This window comes from Pseudoalteromonas sp. P1-11, from assembly GCF_001399995.1.
Taxonomy (GTDB): domain Bacteria; phylum Pseudomonadota; class Gammaproteobacteria; order Enterobacterales; family Alteromonadaceae; genus Pseudoalteromonas; species Pseudoalteromonas atlantica.
In genome coordinates this window covers 66,893-81,615 of the sequence record NZ_LJSP01000005.1, presented here as the reverse complement: position 1 = coordinate 81,615, position 14,723 = coordinate 66,893, and the positions used below count along the sequence as shown (strand labels likewise).

Annotated in this window: 13 protein-coding genes; 12 read left to right on the top strand and 1 reads right to left on the bottom strand. The window is 38.7% G+C overall.

Translation table 11 applies throughout. The features are described 5' to 3' along the window. Positions 1–2 precede the first annotated feature (2 nt). From AN390_RS10870 to AN390_RS10820, 11 genes are all read left to right on the top strand, one after another. Positions 3–728, top strand: coding sequence for a glycosyltransferase family 2 protein (locus tag AN390_RS10870; protein WP_055254512.1), 726 nt, complete (start codon positions 3–5; stop codon positions 726–728). 29 nt (positions 729–757) lie between these two features. Next, positions 758–1,840, top strand: a complete 1,083-nt coding sequence (locus tag AN390_RS10865; protein WP_157686044.1) for a glycosyltransferase family 4 protein — start codon at positions 758–760, stop codon at positions 1,838–1,840. Next, positions 1,837–2,952 carry a GDP-mannose 4,6-dehydratase gene (gmd, locus tag AN390_RS10860; protein WP_055254509.1) on the top strand — a complete coding sequence of 372 codons (1,116 nt, stop codon included), beginning with the start codon at positions 1,837–1,839 and terminating at the stop codon, positions 2,950–2,952. Before AN390_RS10865 ends, gmd begins: the two co-directional genes overlap by 4 nt. Positions 2,953–3,018: 66 nt before the next feature. After that, positions 3,019–3,984 carry a GDP-L-fucose synthase gene (locus tag AN390_RS10855; protein ID WP_055254507.1) on the top strand — a complete coding sequence of 322 codons (966 nt, stop codon included), beginning with the start codon at positions 3,019–3,021 and terminating at the stop codon, positions 3,982–3,984. A 1-nt stretch (position 3,985) separates the two neighbouring features. Continuing rightward, on the top strand, positions 3,986–4,462 hold the full coding sequence (locus AN390_RS10850) for a GDP-mannose mannosyl hydrolase (protein ID WP_055254505.1): 477 nt from the start codon (positions 3,986–3,988) through the stop codon (positions 4,460–4,462). Position 4,463: 1 nt separating this feature from the next. Beyond that, positions 4,464–5,870, top strand: a complete 1,407-nt coding sequence (locus AN390_RS10845) for a mannose-1-phosphate guanylyltransferase/mannose-6-phosphate isomerase (RefSeq protein ID WP_055254503.1) — start codon at positions 4,464–4,466, stop codon at positions 5,868–5,870. A gap of 181 nt (positions 5,871–6,051) precedes the next feature. After that, positions 6,052–7,470: a phosphomannomutase gene (locus tag AN390_RS10840; protein ID WP_055254501.1), complete on the top strand. Its 1,419-nt coding sequence runs from the start codon at positions 6,052–6,054 to the stop codon at positions 7,468–7,470. Further along, on the top strand, positions 7,470–8,231 hold the full coding sequence (locus tag AN390_RS10835) for a glycosyltransferase family 2 protein (protein WP_055254499.1): 762 nt from the start codon (positions 7,470–7,472) through the stop codon (positions 8,229–8,231). The genes AN390_RS10840 and AN390_RS10835 overlap by 1 nt, the downstream gene beginning before the upstream one ends. Further along, the gene (locus AN390_RS10830; protein ID WP_055254497.1) at positions 8,224–9,147 is read left to right on the top strand and encodes an SDR family oxidoreductase; all 924 of its coding nucleotides are present in this window, start codon (positions 8,224–8,226) and stop codon (positions 9,145–9,147) included. Before AN390_RS10835 ends, AN390_RS10830 begins: the two co-directional genes overlap by 8 nt. A gap of 12 nt (positions 9,148–9,159) precedes the next feature. Then, the gene (locus tag AN390_RS10825) at positions 9,160–9,708 is read left to right on the top strand and encodes a sugar transferase (RefSeq protein WP_095206760.1); all 549 of its coding nucleotides are present in this window, start codon (positions 9,160–9,162) and stop codon (positions 9,706–9,708) included. A gap of 162 nt (positions 9,709–9,870) precedes the next feature. Further along, positions 9,871–11,805: a nucleoside-diphosphate sugar epimerase/dehydratase gene (locus AN390_RS10820; RefSeq protein WP_095206765.1), complete on the top strand. Its 1,935-nt coding sequence runs from the start codon at positions 9,871–9,873 to the stop codon at positions 11,803–11,805. 216 nt (positions 11,806–12,021) lie between these two features. On the opposite strand, the gene AN390_RS10815 is transcribed toward AN390_RS10820, so the two are convergent. Next, complete coding sequence (locus tag AN390_RS10815; protein ID WP_055254491.1) at positions 12,022–13,401, bottom strand: MBL fold metallo-hydrolase RNA specificity domain-containing protein; 1,380 nt, start codon at positions 13,399–13,401, stop codon at positions 12,022–12,024. 447 nt (positions 13,402–13,848) lie between these two features. Between AN390_RS10815 and rfaH the strand changes: the two genes are divergently transcribed. After that, on the top strand, positions 13,849–14,331 hold the full coding sequence (rfaH, locus tag AN390_RS10810; RefSeq protein ID WP_055254489.1) for a transcription/translation regulatory transformer protein RfaH: 483 nt from the start codon (positions 13,849–13,851) through the stop codon (positions 14,329–14,331). Positions 14,332–14,723: the final 392 nt, after the last annotated feature.

Below are 14,723 nucleotides of genomic sequence, written 5' to 3'. Positions count from 1 at the left end.
AATTGAAAGTATCAGTTATAACTATCACATTTAATGATCTAGATGGTTTAAAAAGAACATGCAAAACAATACAATCGCAAACATTTACTGATTTTGAGCATATTATAGTTGATGGTTTGTCAAGTGATGGTACCAGGGACTTTTTAGCCGAGTGGCAAAAGCAGAGTGTCACAAATAAATTTATCTCAGAGCCTGATACGGGTATTTATAATGCGATGAATAAAGGTATAAAGTTAAGTCAAGGGCAATGGATAATCTTTATAAATGCTGGTGATGAGTTTGCCTTTAACGATACGTTAAAGCTTGCGATAAGCAAAAAGGAATTTTCGAACTCAGAATATAAAGTTATTTATGGGCATAAATTTAACAAAGAAAGAAAGTTAGAAAAATCCAAAAAAGAACCTGTTATTTTAAGTTCTGGAGAATTATTTAGCTGTCATCAATCAATGTTTTTCAGTGATAAATCTTTTTACGATGAAAGTTACAAAATATTTGGTGATTTTGAATTGCTAGCTCGCTTCTATAAAGATTTTGGCAAGGGGGCATTTAAACAAATTGACCTACCGATTGCGGTTTTTGAAGGCGGCGGGGTTAGTTCTAAGATATCTTCGACGAAGCGTAAAGAAAAGTTTAGAGCTATCTTTCTACATTTTGGACTTAGTGGTTTATTAAAAAATTACTTTTTGAACCCAGTTGTATGGAAAAAGCTGTTACGAATTAAAGCTTAACGGCAGTGATTATTTAGAGCGGAGTTTTTTTGAAAAGTAGCATTTTATTAGTTGGCCCAGATCCCGAATTCATTACAGGACAATCTGTCGCATTTAAGTATTTATTAGACTCTGAATATTGTGAACAAAATAATGTACATTATTGTTTTAACAGTACTGGCGCTTCTACTTTTGCCAAATTGCTAGGGTTTGTAATTTATTTTTTTAAATTAATATATTTATTTATTAGGTTTAGGCCCGAAACTATATATTTAACAAACAGTCGAACAAGGTTTGGTCTCCTAAGAGATACCTACGTTTTCTTGTTAGCAAATTTATTTGGATCAAAAGTTGTAGTGCATTTGCATGGCTCTGACTTCAAAAGCTTTATTGAAGCATTACCTAGAAGTTGGAGAGCCCTTGCTGATTTAGGGTATGGAAAGGTCACTACAGCTATTGTATTATCTCAGCCAATGAATACTCAGTTTTCGATGTATAAGCATATAAACGTTGAAGTTGTTGGGAACTGTTTTTCTGAAGAAATATCTAATTTCAGTAATAACATAGTGCACAGCCCACTGAAAATTCTTTTTTTGTCTAATTTAATGCAAACAAAAGGTATTATTGAGCTAACTGAAGCGGTGAAAAAATTAAATATGAAACAGCATCTTATAGATTTAAAAATTGCTGGGGCATATTTGACTGATGGTGAGCTCACTAAGTATCAAATGCAAGAAAAAATAGAAGCGTCACTCAGTCACAATATTGAGTATTGCGGTATTGTAAAAGGTGAAGAAAAGAATAAGTTATTCGAATGGTGCAATGTGGTAGCATTACCCAGCTATTACCCAACAGAAGCACAGCCAATAGTTCTAATTGAAGGCTTGGCTGCTGGTCGATACTTACTGACAAGTAAAGCCGGATATATTTCTGAGTTTGTTAAACATTTAGAAAATGGCTTTGTCTTAAATACCATTTCGGTAGAAGAAATTATTAAAGCTTTAAATTATATGCTTGTAAATCAGCGTGAAATAGAAAAAGTATCTCAAGAGAATATTGGGTATGCTCATACACATTTTTCTCAAGAGCAGTATGTAAATAGAATTTTTGAAATTATTGGAGTTAGTTTATGAAAAAGGCCTTAATTACTGGTGTTACAGGTCAAGATGGATCTTATTTAGCAGAGTTTTTACTTGAAAAAGGTTATGAAGTGCATGGTATTAAACGCCGTGCTTCTAGCTTTAATACTGAGCGTGTTGACCATATCTATCAGGATATCCACGAAGTAAATCCTAAATTCTTTTTACATTATGGCGACTTAACCGATACTTCAAATTTAACGCGTATTTTAAAAGAAGTGCAACCAGATGAAGTGTATAACTTAGGAGCACAGAGCCATGTGGCCGTATCCTTTGAAGCACCAGAGTATACTGCTGATGTAGATGCAATGGGTACTTTACGACTGCTTGAGGCTATCCGTTTCTTAGGTTTAGAAAAGAAAACTAAGTTCTATCAAGCATCTACCTCTGAGCTCTATGGTGAAGTACAGGAGATACCTCAAAAAGAAACAACTCCTTTCCACCCTCGCTCTCCTTACGCTGTAGCTAAAATGTACGCGTACTGGATTGCTGTTAACTATCGTGAGTCATACGGGATGTATGCTTGTAACGGTATTTTGTTTAACCATGAATCGCCTCGCCGTGGTGAAACATTCGTAACACGAAAAATTACTCGCGCTTTAGCTAATATATCTCAAGGTTTAGAAAAGTGCTTATACCTTGGCAACATGGATGCACTTCGCGATTGGGGACATGCAAAAGACTACGTTCGTATGCAGTGGATGATGTTGCAACAAGATAAACCAGAGGATTTTGTCATTGCGACAGGTAAACAAATTTCAGTGCGTGAGTTTGTCACTTTATCCGCAAAAGAGTTAGGAATTACCTTAGCGTTTAAAGGTGAAGGAGTTGATGAGATTGCCACTGTGACTGCGATTGACGGTGATAATGCACATGCATTAAGCGTGGGTGATGTCATCGTACGCGTAGATCCTCGCTACTTCCGACCAGCAGAAGTTGAGACGCTATTAGGTGATCCATCAAAAGCGAAAGAAAAGCTAGGTTGGGTTCCGGAAATTACTGTCGAAGAAATGTGTGCCGAGATGGTGCAAAATGATCTCGCTAAAGCAAAGCAGCACGCCATATTAAAGTCGCATGGCTATGATGTAAATGTCTCTGTAGAGTGATCTCTGTTTTTAATTATTAACTTATTAACCCAGCAAGCTTAGCTGGGTTTTATTATGGATTGAATAATGAACAAACAACGTATATTTGTTGCAGGGCATAATGGCATGGTTGGCAGTGCTATTGTTAGGCAGCTAAAATCTTTAAGCAATGCAGAAGTTATTACGCGCTCAAGAGCAGAGCTGAATTTATTAAGCCAAGCGGACGTATTTGATTTCTTTGATAAAAATAATATCGATCAGGTTTATTTAGCCGCAGCAAAAGTAGGTGGCATTGTTGCAAACAATACGTATCCTGCTGAATTCATATATGAAAACCTTACGATTCAAAATAATATTATTCACAGCGCACACTTAGCAGGTGTTAATGATCTACTCTTTTTAGGTTCCTCGTGTATATATCCAAAACTTGCAGAGCAACCTATGAAAGAGGATGCACTACTAACTGCAACTTTAGAGCCGACCAACGAACCGTACGCCATTGCAAAAATTGCCGGCATTAAAATGTGTGAGTCATATAACCGACAGTATGGGCGTAATTACCGCTCTGTAATGCCAACAAACTTATATGGAGAAAATGATAATTTTCATCCAGAAAACTCACACGTTATACCTGCATTACTGCGTCGTTTTCATGAAGCTAAATTAGCGGGGAACAACAAAGTGGTTGCTTGGGGGTCGGGGAAGCCAATGCGCGAGTTTTTGCACGTAGATGATATGGCTGCGGCGTCAATTCATGTAATGAATCTAAGCGACGGACTTTATAAAGCAAATACACAAAATATGCTTAGTCATATAAATGTGGGTACGGGAGTGGATTGCACAATTCGAGAACTAGTTGAAACTGTTGCTCAAGTTGTTGAATTTGAAGGTGAGATTGAGTTTGATAGCACTAAACCTGACGGTGCACCTCGAAAATTAATGGATGTATCTCGTTTAAAATCCTTAGGCTGGGAGTATTCAATTAGCTTAGAAGAAGGTTTACGCCAAACATATGCATGGTTTTTACTAAATCAAGATAACTTTAGAAAGTAATATGTTTTTAGAAAAGCAAATATTTACAACCGTTATTGATAGTACCCCCTTGGTATCAATTGACTTAGTAGTTATAAACGAAAAAAATGAAGTGTTACTTGGTCAGCGTCTGAATCGTCCAGCAAAGGGCTTTTGGTTTGTGCCTGGTGGGCGAATATTAAAAAATGAAGCATTAGCTGATGCGTTTAAACGTTTAACACTTGAAGAATTAGGTACCGAGTACTTAATTGAAAATGCGAGTCTATTAGGTCCCTATGACCATTTTTATACAGACTGTGTATTCAATGAAAGTATAAATACTCACTATGTAGCAATAGCATATATTTTAAAAACAAACAAAAATGAGTTGAACAGTTTACCGATTGCTCAGCAACATAGTAATTACAGCTGGCTGGCTATAGAGGCACTGTTAGAAAGTAATGAAGTACACAAACACACAAAATGGTACCTTCAAGCAATAGACTCAAAAGGAATTTAAGATGATTTTACCAGTAATAATGGCGGGTGGCTCAGGCACGCGTTTATGGCCGCTCTCGCGCGGTAATTACCCTAAGCAATTTTTAACCTTAAGCGGTGATTATACGATGCTGCAAAGTACGTTAAATCGCTTAGATGGATTAGACTATTCACAGGCTATGCTAATTTGCAATGAAGAGCATCGTTTTATAGCGGCAGAGCAAGTACGTCAATTAGGTGTTGGGCACAGTGGTATATTTTTAGAGCCCGTAGGGCGTAATACAGCCCCAGCCATTGCGCTGTCTGCTTTCAAAGCATTAGAAAACGGCGAAGACCCGTTGTTACTTGTCCTTGCTGCAGACCATGTTATTAATGATACGAGTACTTTTCAGCAAAGCGTTAACCAAGCGGCAACGCTTGCTGAGCAGGGTAAGTTAGTGACCTTTGGCATTGTGGGTAATAAACCGGAAACAGGTTATGGCTATATTAAGCGCGGTGAGCAGTACCAGACTGGATTTGTGGTAGAGCGTTTTGTAGAAAAGCCGAATGAAGCTACAGCACAAGACTATATTAAAAGCGGTGATTACTACTGGAATAGCGGCATGTTTTTGTTTAAAGCAAGCCGTTACCTAGACGAGCTAAAAGCATTCCGCCCAGATATATATGCTGCGTGTAAAAAAGCGATGCAAGTACAAAATGATGATATGGATTTTGTGCGTGTAGATAAAGCGGCGTTTGAAGCATGCCCAGACGAGTCGATAGATTATGCAGTAATGGAGCATACTAAAGATGCTGTTGTTGTGCCTATGGATGCAGGCTGGAGTGATGTGGGTGGTTTTGCTGCCTTGTGGGAAGTATCAGCACAAGATGAAAAGGGTAATGCGTTTAAAGGTGACGTAAAAGCAGTTGATACAAAAAACACCTTGGTGTTTGGCGAAGATAAATTAGTTGCTACCGTTGGCGTTGATAATTTGGTCATAGTAAACACCAAAGATGCGGTACTCGTTGCCCACAAAGATAAGTCACAGCATGTAAAAGCAATAGTACAACAATTAAAAGATGAACAACGTTCAGAAGCTACGCTACACAGAGAGGTCTACCGTCCTTGGGGTAAGTATGACTCTGTTGATAATGGTGAGCGTTTTCAAGTTAAGCGTATCACAGTAAAGCCAGGAGCAAAATTGTCTGTGCAAATGCATCACCACCGTGCAGAGCACTGGATTGTTGTATCGGGCACGGCCAAAGTACAAATTGACGATACAGAGCAGTATGTAACAGAGAACGAGTCGGTTTATATTCCTATCACCGCGGTTCATGCTTTAGAAAACCCAGGTAAAGTTGATTTAGAATTGATTGAAGTGCAATCAGGCTCCTATCTTGGTGAAGACGATATAGTGCGTTTAGAAGACCGCTATGGACGCGTAAAATAATTAACAATATAAAAAGATAAAACTATAGCTTGCTTAGAGGTGTAGCAACACCGATTAGTTCACCACAGATACACAGAGAAGAAAAGGTGCTGTTAGTAATACAAGTTTCTCCTCTGTGTATCGCGCAGTATCTAAGTGCTCTTGGTGGTAAATAATAAGCATGACTTTATTTGGAAATACAATGAATAAAAAATTAGTTAGCTCAGAGGTGATTTCAAAGAGTGGCATTGCTTTTGGTACCAGTGGGGCACGAGGTTTAGTTAATGACTTTACGCCAGATGTATGTGCTGCATTTGCCATCGCGTTTGTAAAATCAATTGATAATGAATTTAGTTTTAACACCGTTGCACTGGCGATAGACAACCGGCCAAGTAGTTACGCTATGGCGCAAGCCTGCGCGCAAGGGTTAAAGCAACTTAATATTAATACCGTTTATTATGGTGTGATACCGACCCCGGCGTTGGCTTATAAAGCGATGCAAGATGCGATGCCGTGTATAATGATTACAGGCAGCCACATTCCTTTTGACCGCAATGGCCTAAAATTTTACCGTCCGGATGGTGAAATAACCAAAGAAGATGAGCAGGCTATTTTACATAATGATGCGCCTTTTATGCCGCTGAGTGAGTTATCAGCGTTAACTGTGAGTAATGCCGCAGAACAGGCGTATATAAGCCGTTATGCAGCGCTATTTAGTGGCGATGCTCTCGCGGGTAAAAAGATAGGTATATATGAACACTCAAGTGCGGGGCGTGATATATATAGATCATTATTTGAAAGCCTAGGGGCAGAAGTAACGACCTTAGAAAGAAGTGATACCTTTGTACCTATAGACACCGAAGCCGTATCAGATGAAGACAAGCAAAAAGCCCGTGACTGGTCAAAAGCGCATGGTTTTGATGCGATATTTTCAACAGATGGTGATGGTGACCGACCGTTAGTGGCAGATGAGAGCGGTGAGTGGCTGCGAGGGGATATTCTGGGTTTACTTTGCAGCAAATTATTAAATATTGACGCATTAGCTGTACCTGTTAGTTGTAATACAGCTATAGAGAAGTCGGGGTATTTTAAACATGTTACGCGCACCAAAATTGGCTCCCCTTACGTTATAGCGGAATTTGCTGATTTGCATAAAGTGTATGAAAGCTTAGCAGGATTTGAGGCTAACGGCGGGTACTTGCTCGGAAGTAATATTACTTTAAATGGCAAGCCGCTCAGCGCCTTACCAACACGTGATGCATTATTACCTGCATTTATGCTATTAATACAGCCACAAAGTATTTCAAGCTTATTAAAAGATTTACCCCAGCGTTTTACAGCGAGTGACCGTTTAAAAGCGTTTCCAATAGCAAGAAGTAAAGCATTGTTGGAAGAGATAACGAGTGATGTAGCGCGATTTATAAGCAACCTTAATTTGCCGGCACACACAGCGGTAGACACTACGGATGGACTGCGTATTACGTTAGAGAGTAATGATATAGTGCATTTAAGGCCTTCGGGCAATGCACCTGAACTTCGTTGTTATAGCGAAAGTGTTACTGATAAAATGGCAATGACTTTAGTTGAGAGTACTTTTAAATATATAAAGAGCATAAAATAATGAAAGTTTCTATAGTAACCGTTTGTTACAATAGTGCCGCTACAATTGAACACACAATCCAGTCCGTTTTATCTCAATCGCATGACAATATAGAGTATATAGTCGTAGATGGCGGCTCAACTGATGATACCCTTAATATTATCGATAAGTATAAAAATAAATTAAGTAAGGTTATTAGTGAGCCAGATCATGGTATATACGATGCGATGAATAAAGGTATAAAAAATGCCTCAGGTGAAATAGTAGGTATTTTAAACTCGGATGACTTTTATGAGACCAACGAGTCAATATCTCAAGTCGTAGCAGCTTTTGAAGCAAGTATAGATGTTGTATTTGGAAACTTAGTATTTGTAAAACCGGAAAATTTAAACCATATTACACGATTTTACTCCCTTCCTAACTTCAAAGCATGGAAGTTAAAATTTGGTTGGATGCCTCCTCATCCTGCATCATTTATAAAAAAAGACTTATATGATAAATATGGGCTTTATAAAATAGATTATAAAATATCAGCTGACTACGAAATATTTATCCGTTTTCTACTTGTACACGATGCTCGCTTCAAGCATATCAACAGTACATTGGTTAGAATGCGCGATGGTGGGGTTAGTACATCAGGTATTAAAAGTTCAATTACATTAAATAAAGAAATCGTCAAAGCGTGTAAAGAAAACGGAATTTATACAAATATATTAATTTTGCTCTTTAAGCTCCCATTTAAAGTGTTAGAACTCATCAAAAGACCTAAAAGTAATGTCTAATTTAATAATTACAGGTTCAACAGGCTTTGTTGGACGAGCCTTGGTTAAATCTTTAGGTGCAAAATATACAGTTAAAACGATAGGGCGCAAAGGTAAGACTTCGGATAATCATTTGCGTGCTACTATTGATATGAAGACTGACTACTCTTCGATACTCCGCTCTAACGATGTGCTAATCCATTTAGCAGCTCGGGTTCATGTTATGAATGAAAAAACAAAAAATCCTATTGATTCGTTTAGGGCTGTAAATACACAAGGGACGTTAAATTTAGCTACTCAGGCAGCAGAGGCTGGTGTTAAGCGGTTCATATTTATAAGTACGATAAAAGTCAATGGGGAGAGCACAACAGGACGTGAGCCCTTCACCGAACAAGAAAATTCTCCAGAAGAACCATATGGAATATCTAAAGCAGAGGCAGAGCAAAAGCTACTAGCTTTAGGAAAAAGAACAGGTATGGAAATAGTCATAATAAGGCCTCCGTTAGTTTACGGTAAAGGAGTAAAGGCTAACTTTGCTTCTTTAATGAGTTTAGTCAATAAAGGGTTTCCTTTACCTTTTAGAGCGATAAATAAAAATAAGCGAAGCTTAGTTTCTGTTTATAACTTAGTTGATCTCATAGAAGTGTGTATTGAGCATCCAAATGCTACAAATCAAGTGTTTTTGGTTAGTGATGACCATGACCTTTCCACTGCAGAAATGGTACAATTAATGGCTAAGGTACAGGGCAAGTCAAATCTAGCGCTCCCAGTACCGCCAACGTTATTTTCAATTGCCGGCTCAATATTAGGTAAAAAAAGCGTAGTTGATCGTTTAGTAGGATCTCTACAAGTAGATATTACGCATACAAAAGATACGTTAAAATGGACACCTCCATATTCAGTTGAAGATGGCTTTAAATTATCTGCAAAAAATTAAATAGGTTAATTGATGATCCGAATACTCGACATTTTGTTTTCTTTAGTAGGTTTAATACTTACGATGCCATTTTTATTCATTTTATATGTCATTGGCCTATTTGATACCGGCTCGCCGCTTTTTATTCAAGAGCGCGTTGGTCGTAATAAAAAACCGTTTACTTTAGTTAAATTTAGAACAATGACGGTAGATACAGCCTCGGTCGCAAGTCACTTAGCAAGTACAGCATCTATTACTCCATTTGGGGGCTTTTTACGTAAAACTAAATTAGATGAACTACCACAGCTTTGGAACGTACTTAAAGGTGAAATGAGCTTAGTTGGGCCACGCCCTGGGTTATTTAACCAAGAAGAACTTACTCAAGCTCGTGATGCTAAAGGTATCTACGATGTACGCCCTGGAATTACTGGTTTAGCGCAAGTAAACGAAATAGATATGTCTACTCCACAGCTGCTAGCTGAAACTGATGCAAGAATGATTGCCACACTTAGTTTAAAACACTACTTTACTTATATACTTCAAACCGTCACAGGAAGCGGCAGTGGTGATAGAGTAAAATAGCTAAATTACACGCACAAATTTACAAAAAGTAACTAAATACATAAAGACTATTTAATATTTTGCATATAGTCTTTAATTATTAAGTACAACAGTCGTTCATCGTGTAGTAAAATTGCAACTAATAGAATGGCAGTATCGCTGCTAGCTTCAGGGAAATATATTGTGTTTTTAAAATTTTTAGTTAACTTGCCTCGCCCTCAAAAAAGAGTCGTATCGCTTTTTGTAGATAGCATTTTTATTATTGTAGCTTTTTGGCTTGCCTTTTTGCTTAGGCTTGACAGCACCGCTGTTTTAAAAAATACACACACATGGATACTGCTGGCAACAGTACTACCGTTAAGCTTACTTAGCTTTGTAAAGCTTGGCTTATATAGGGCAGTACTTCGTTATATGAACACCCAAGCTATGTGGGCCATTATTGCAGGTGTTGTACTTTCTACAGTTTACTTAACTGTTCTATCTTTCTTTTTAAGTGCGCCTGTACCACGTACAGTGCCATTTATATACGCAAGTTTTTGTATTTTATTTGTAGGCGGAGCTAGGCTTACCGTTCGTGCAGTTGTTGGGCAAATAACAATGCGCCGTAAAGAAGGGGTTATTATATATGGCGCGGGTTCGGCGGGGCGTCAACTTGCAACTGCCTTAGCTAATGGTCCAGAGTACTCACCAGTTGCCTTTATTGATGACGATCCTAAAAAGCATTTATCGTTAATTCAGGGGGTGTGCGTTCATCCGCCTTCTCAAATAGCTGAAATAGCAAAGCAAAAATGTGCGAATAAAATTTTACTTGCCCTGCCAAGTACTTCTAGAAGCCGTCGAAAGGAAGTACTAAACTCAATAGAAAAGTTCAAATTACAGGTTATGACCATTCCTGGAATGGCAGATATTGTATCGGGTACTACTAACCTCGACGAAGTTAAAGATGTTGAGATAGACGACCTGTTAGGTAGAGACTCTGTACAGCCTCGTCAAGATCTAATGTCGGCAAATATAGAACACAAAGTAGTCATGGTAACAGGGGCGGGTGGCTCAATCGGCTCTGAGTTATGCAGACAAATAGTTAAAAATAATCCTACAAAAATAGTACTTTTTGAACTTTCTGAGTTTGCTTTATACGCGATAGAAAAAGAACTATCAGAGTACTGCACTGTAAATAACTTAAGCATAGAAGTACTGCCTATTTTAGGCTCAATACAAAATAAAAAACTGGTTGAATCAACATTCTCTACCTTTAATGTACAAACTGTTTATCATGCAGCTGCATATAAGCATGTTCCATTAGTAGAGCACAACGTAGTTGAAGGTGTTCGCAATAATATTTACGGTACTTACAATGTAGCCACGGCGGCAATAAACGCAAAGGTAGACACATTTGTTTTAATATCAACCGATAAAGCCGTACGACCTACAAATATTATGGGGACGACAAAGCGCATGGCAGAACTTGTGCTTCAAGGGTTGTCTGAGGTTCAAAATACCACACGTTTTACAATGGTACGTTTTGGTAATGTATTAGGGTCGTCTGGTTCTGTTGTACCACTGTTCAGAAAGCAAATTAAAGCGGGTGGCCCAATAACGCTGACGCACCAAGATATTACACGCTACTTTATGACCATACCTGAAGCTGCTCAGCTTGTTATTCAAGCTGGTGCTATGGGGGTAGGTAGCGATGTATTTGTGCTTGATATGGGTGAGCCAGTTAAAATTAAAGACCTAGCAACTAAAATGGTTCACTTATCGGGGCTTGAAGTTAAGCACGAAAAACGCCCAAACGGCGACATAGAAATAAAATGTACAGGTTTGCGCCCAGGCGAAAAACTTTTTGAAGAGCTGCTTATTGGCGACAATGTTATTGGCACAGATCATCCAAGAATTTTAAGTGCACAAGAAATAAAAATGCCATGGGATGAGCTTGAGCCATTCTTAGGAAATCTCAAAAACGCATGTGATGAATCTGATCATATTTTAATACGTAAGCTATTACTTCAAGCGCCTACCGCATTTTCGCCAACGGATGGTATATGTGACCTTAACTGGCAAGAAAAGCAAAATAGCCAAACCAATGTTACCGCTTTACCTAACGTAAGCGGCTCTTAAAATGGCTAGGCTGCAATAGTTTAATAATTTGCAGCCTATTTGTTTGAGCTAACCTAACGCATAAATGTACCTTTACGTTCGGTATATCTTTATTGTGTTATAGACACCTTACTTACTGGCGCATTAAAAGCGTAGCTTTTACATATTTACCAAATTGCGTGAGCAAGCTTCACGCCTACGCAGGTATTTATACATATTTTTGAATAAGCTCTGTATTTATCCCTTACCTATCTCAATTTTTACGTCACTACCTAATACCTCTTTATACTTACTTGCTAATGCCCGCTTTGCATCTTCATCGCCGTGTATAATTTTTATATGGCTTGGCTTTTTACGCATGCCGGTTACAAATTTAACTAATCCATTTTGATCGGCATGTGCGCTGTAACCGCTAATGGTATGCACCTGTGCGTTAATTGTAATGCGTGTATCGTTTATAAAAATATACCCATTGCGGGGGCCATATTTTTGTATATCGCGCCCCAGCGTGCCGCGGCCTTGGTAGCCAACAAACAATACATCGGTTGTTTTGTCTGGTAAAAAGCGCTCAAGGTAATTAACTATCCGCCCGCCAGTGCACATACCGCTGGCAGCTAAAATAATTGCGGGAGTTTGGCGCGAGGCTAAATAATTAATAATAGCGTTATGCTCGCTATGGGTATCAACGGTGGTTAGGTTTTCAAAGTCTAGCGGGTGGCGGCCTTTGGCTACTTTGCGCTTAGCCTCTGCATCCCATAAGTGTTTAAACTTAATATATTGCTCGGTAAAATTGGCAGCCATGGGGGAGTCTAAAATTACATGAATACTCCGCCAAGGCGATCCTTTAGCTGATTGATGTATTAGCTGCTCTAGCTCGTAAAGTAGCTCTTGTGTGCGGCCAATACTAAATGCCGGCACTAACACTACGCCGTTATCTGCTACTGCGCGTTCAATTACATTTTTTAGTGTTTGGGTGCGCTCTTTACGGCCTTGATGATTTTTATTACCGTAGGTTGACTCTATAACTAATGTGTCGGCCTTATAAGGAGGTTTTGGAGCCGGTAATAGCGGCGTGTAGGGCACCCCTAAATCGCCCGAAAACACAACTCTATGGCTTTTATTATTCTTTGTATTAATGCCAATATCTATTTCTACATAGGCTGAACCTAATATATGTCCAGCACGCTGAAACCGCGCTTTAGCTATTTGCTGGTTGGCGCAAGGCAGCTCAAACCAAGTATTAAAATTAACCGCTACTATCTGCTTATTTAGTAAACTTAAGCACGCATTTATAATTTTCGTATTGCGGGTAACACCTACTTTTAATGCATCTTCAATCACTAATGGCAGCAAACTAGCCGAGGCAGGCGTAGTATAAATAGGCCCCTTAAAACCGGCTGCTAATAAATAAGGAATGCGCCCAACGTGGTCAATGTGGCAATGGGTAACAATAAGCGCGGAAATGTGCGCAATATCAAATTCTATTGATAAATCATCCTTTGAGTCTTCCCCCTGAAAAAGCCCACAATCTACTAGTACGCTGTTTATACTATTAATAACTAATTCGTGGCACGATCCAGTCACGCCATTTACCGCTCCGTGGTGAAGTATTTGCATAGGGTATCTATATTTAGTTTTTTAAAGATAAAGTTAAAAGTAGAGTCAAACAGTTATTTAAGCAAAGTTTAGGTATGTTGTAGCAGCGGCTTTATGCCGCGTAAAAATTTGTAGAGCTATCGCGAGGTCAACTCGTAGCTACTAGATATATTTTACTCTTATTAGTTTATGGCTTGTAGACACGCAACATGCTGGCGTAATGGGCGAAGCCCACAATAGCTGTAGCAGCGGCTTTATGCTGGCACTAATATTCAAAGAGCGATTTAAGTTTTAATTTTAGCGACAAAACGCGTAATTGTTACAACAAACTTCACTATTACAATTAACAAGGTTAGTAAATATTTACAATAAACACCTATTTACTTAATGCGCTTAAATTGTTTATAATTACGCGTTATTGAATTTAACGTTGTGTTTTTTGCAATTGTATTTGTAGTAAGGATTGCTATGGAAAGTTGGTATTTAGTTACGTGTAAGCCTCGGCAAGAAGAGCGAGCAGCCACCAACTTACTTAATCAAGGGATTGAAGTGTTTTACCCCAAGCTAACCACCGAGAAACTGGTTAAAGGTCGACGTACCGTTAAACAGTCAGCTCTATTCCCTAACTACCTATTTGTTTGTCTTGAGTCACAAAACGGTCACTTTTCTGCGGTAAAAAATACGCGCGGAATTAGCGGCTTTGTATCTTATGGGGCAAATTATCAAATTGTACCTACAGCCCTAATAGAACAGCTTAAAAGTGAGCGTTTACAAACTGACGATTCTACTATTCCAAAAGCGGGTGATGTAGTTAGCGTAAATAACTGTTCATTTAATAATATTAAAGCAATTTACAAAGAGCTAGACGGTGATATGCGCAGTATTTTGCTAATTAATCTACTTAATAAACAAGTAGAAATGAGCGTAGATAACAATGATATTAGGCAGTAAAGGTTAAAAGTTAAAGGCAAAAGGTTAAAGCGTAGTTGCGCCTTTATATCGCAAAAATTAAGTAAATATCAGTACGTAGGAACTGCAACCTAGGGGCGGAAGCGTGCCCGAAGGGCTAGACAAGCTTGTAGACGCGCAGCTTGCTGGCGTAATAAAAGCAACGCTTTTACATTTTTATACCGCGACAAAATTAATAAGGCCAAACGCGAGGTAAACTCACAGCTACTAGCTTAGCGAATGTTTTTCCGTGTTTAGCTCGTATACGCGCAGCTTGCTGGCGTAATGGGCGAAGCCCACAGTAGTTGTAGCAGCGACTTTATGTCGTGTAAACTTAACAAGAGTAAACACGGGGTAAACTCGTTGTTACTCAGCTGGTGTATTTAAATTGCTTT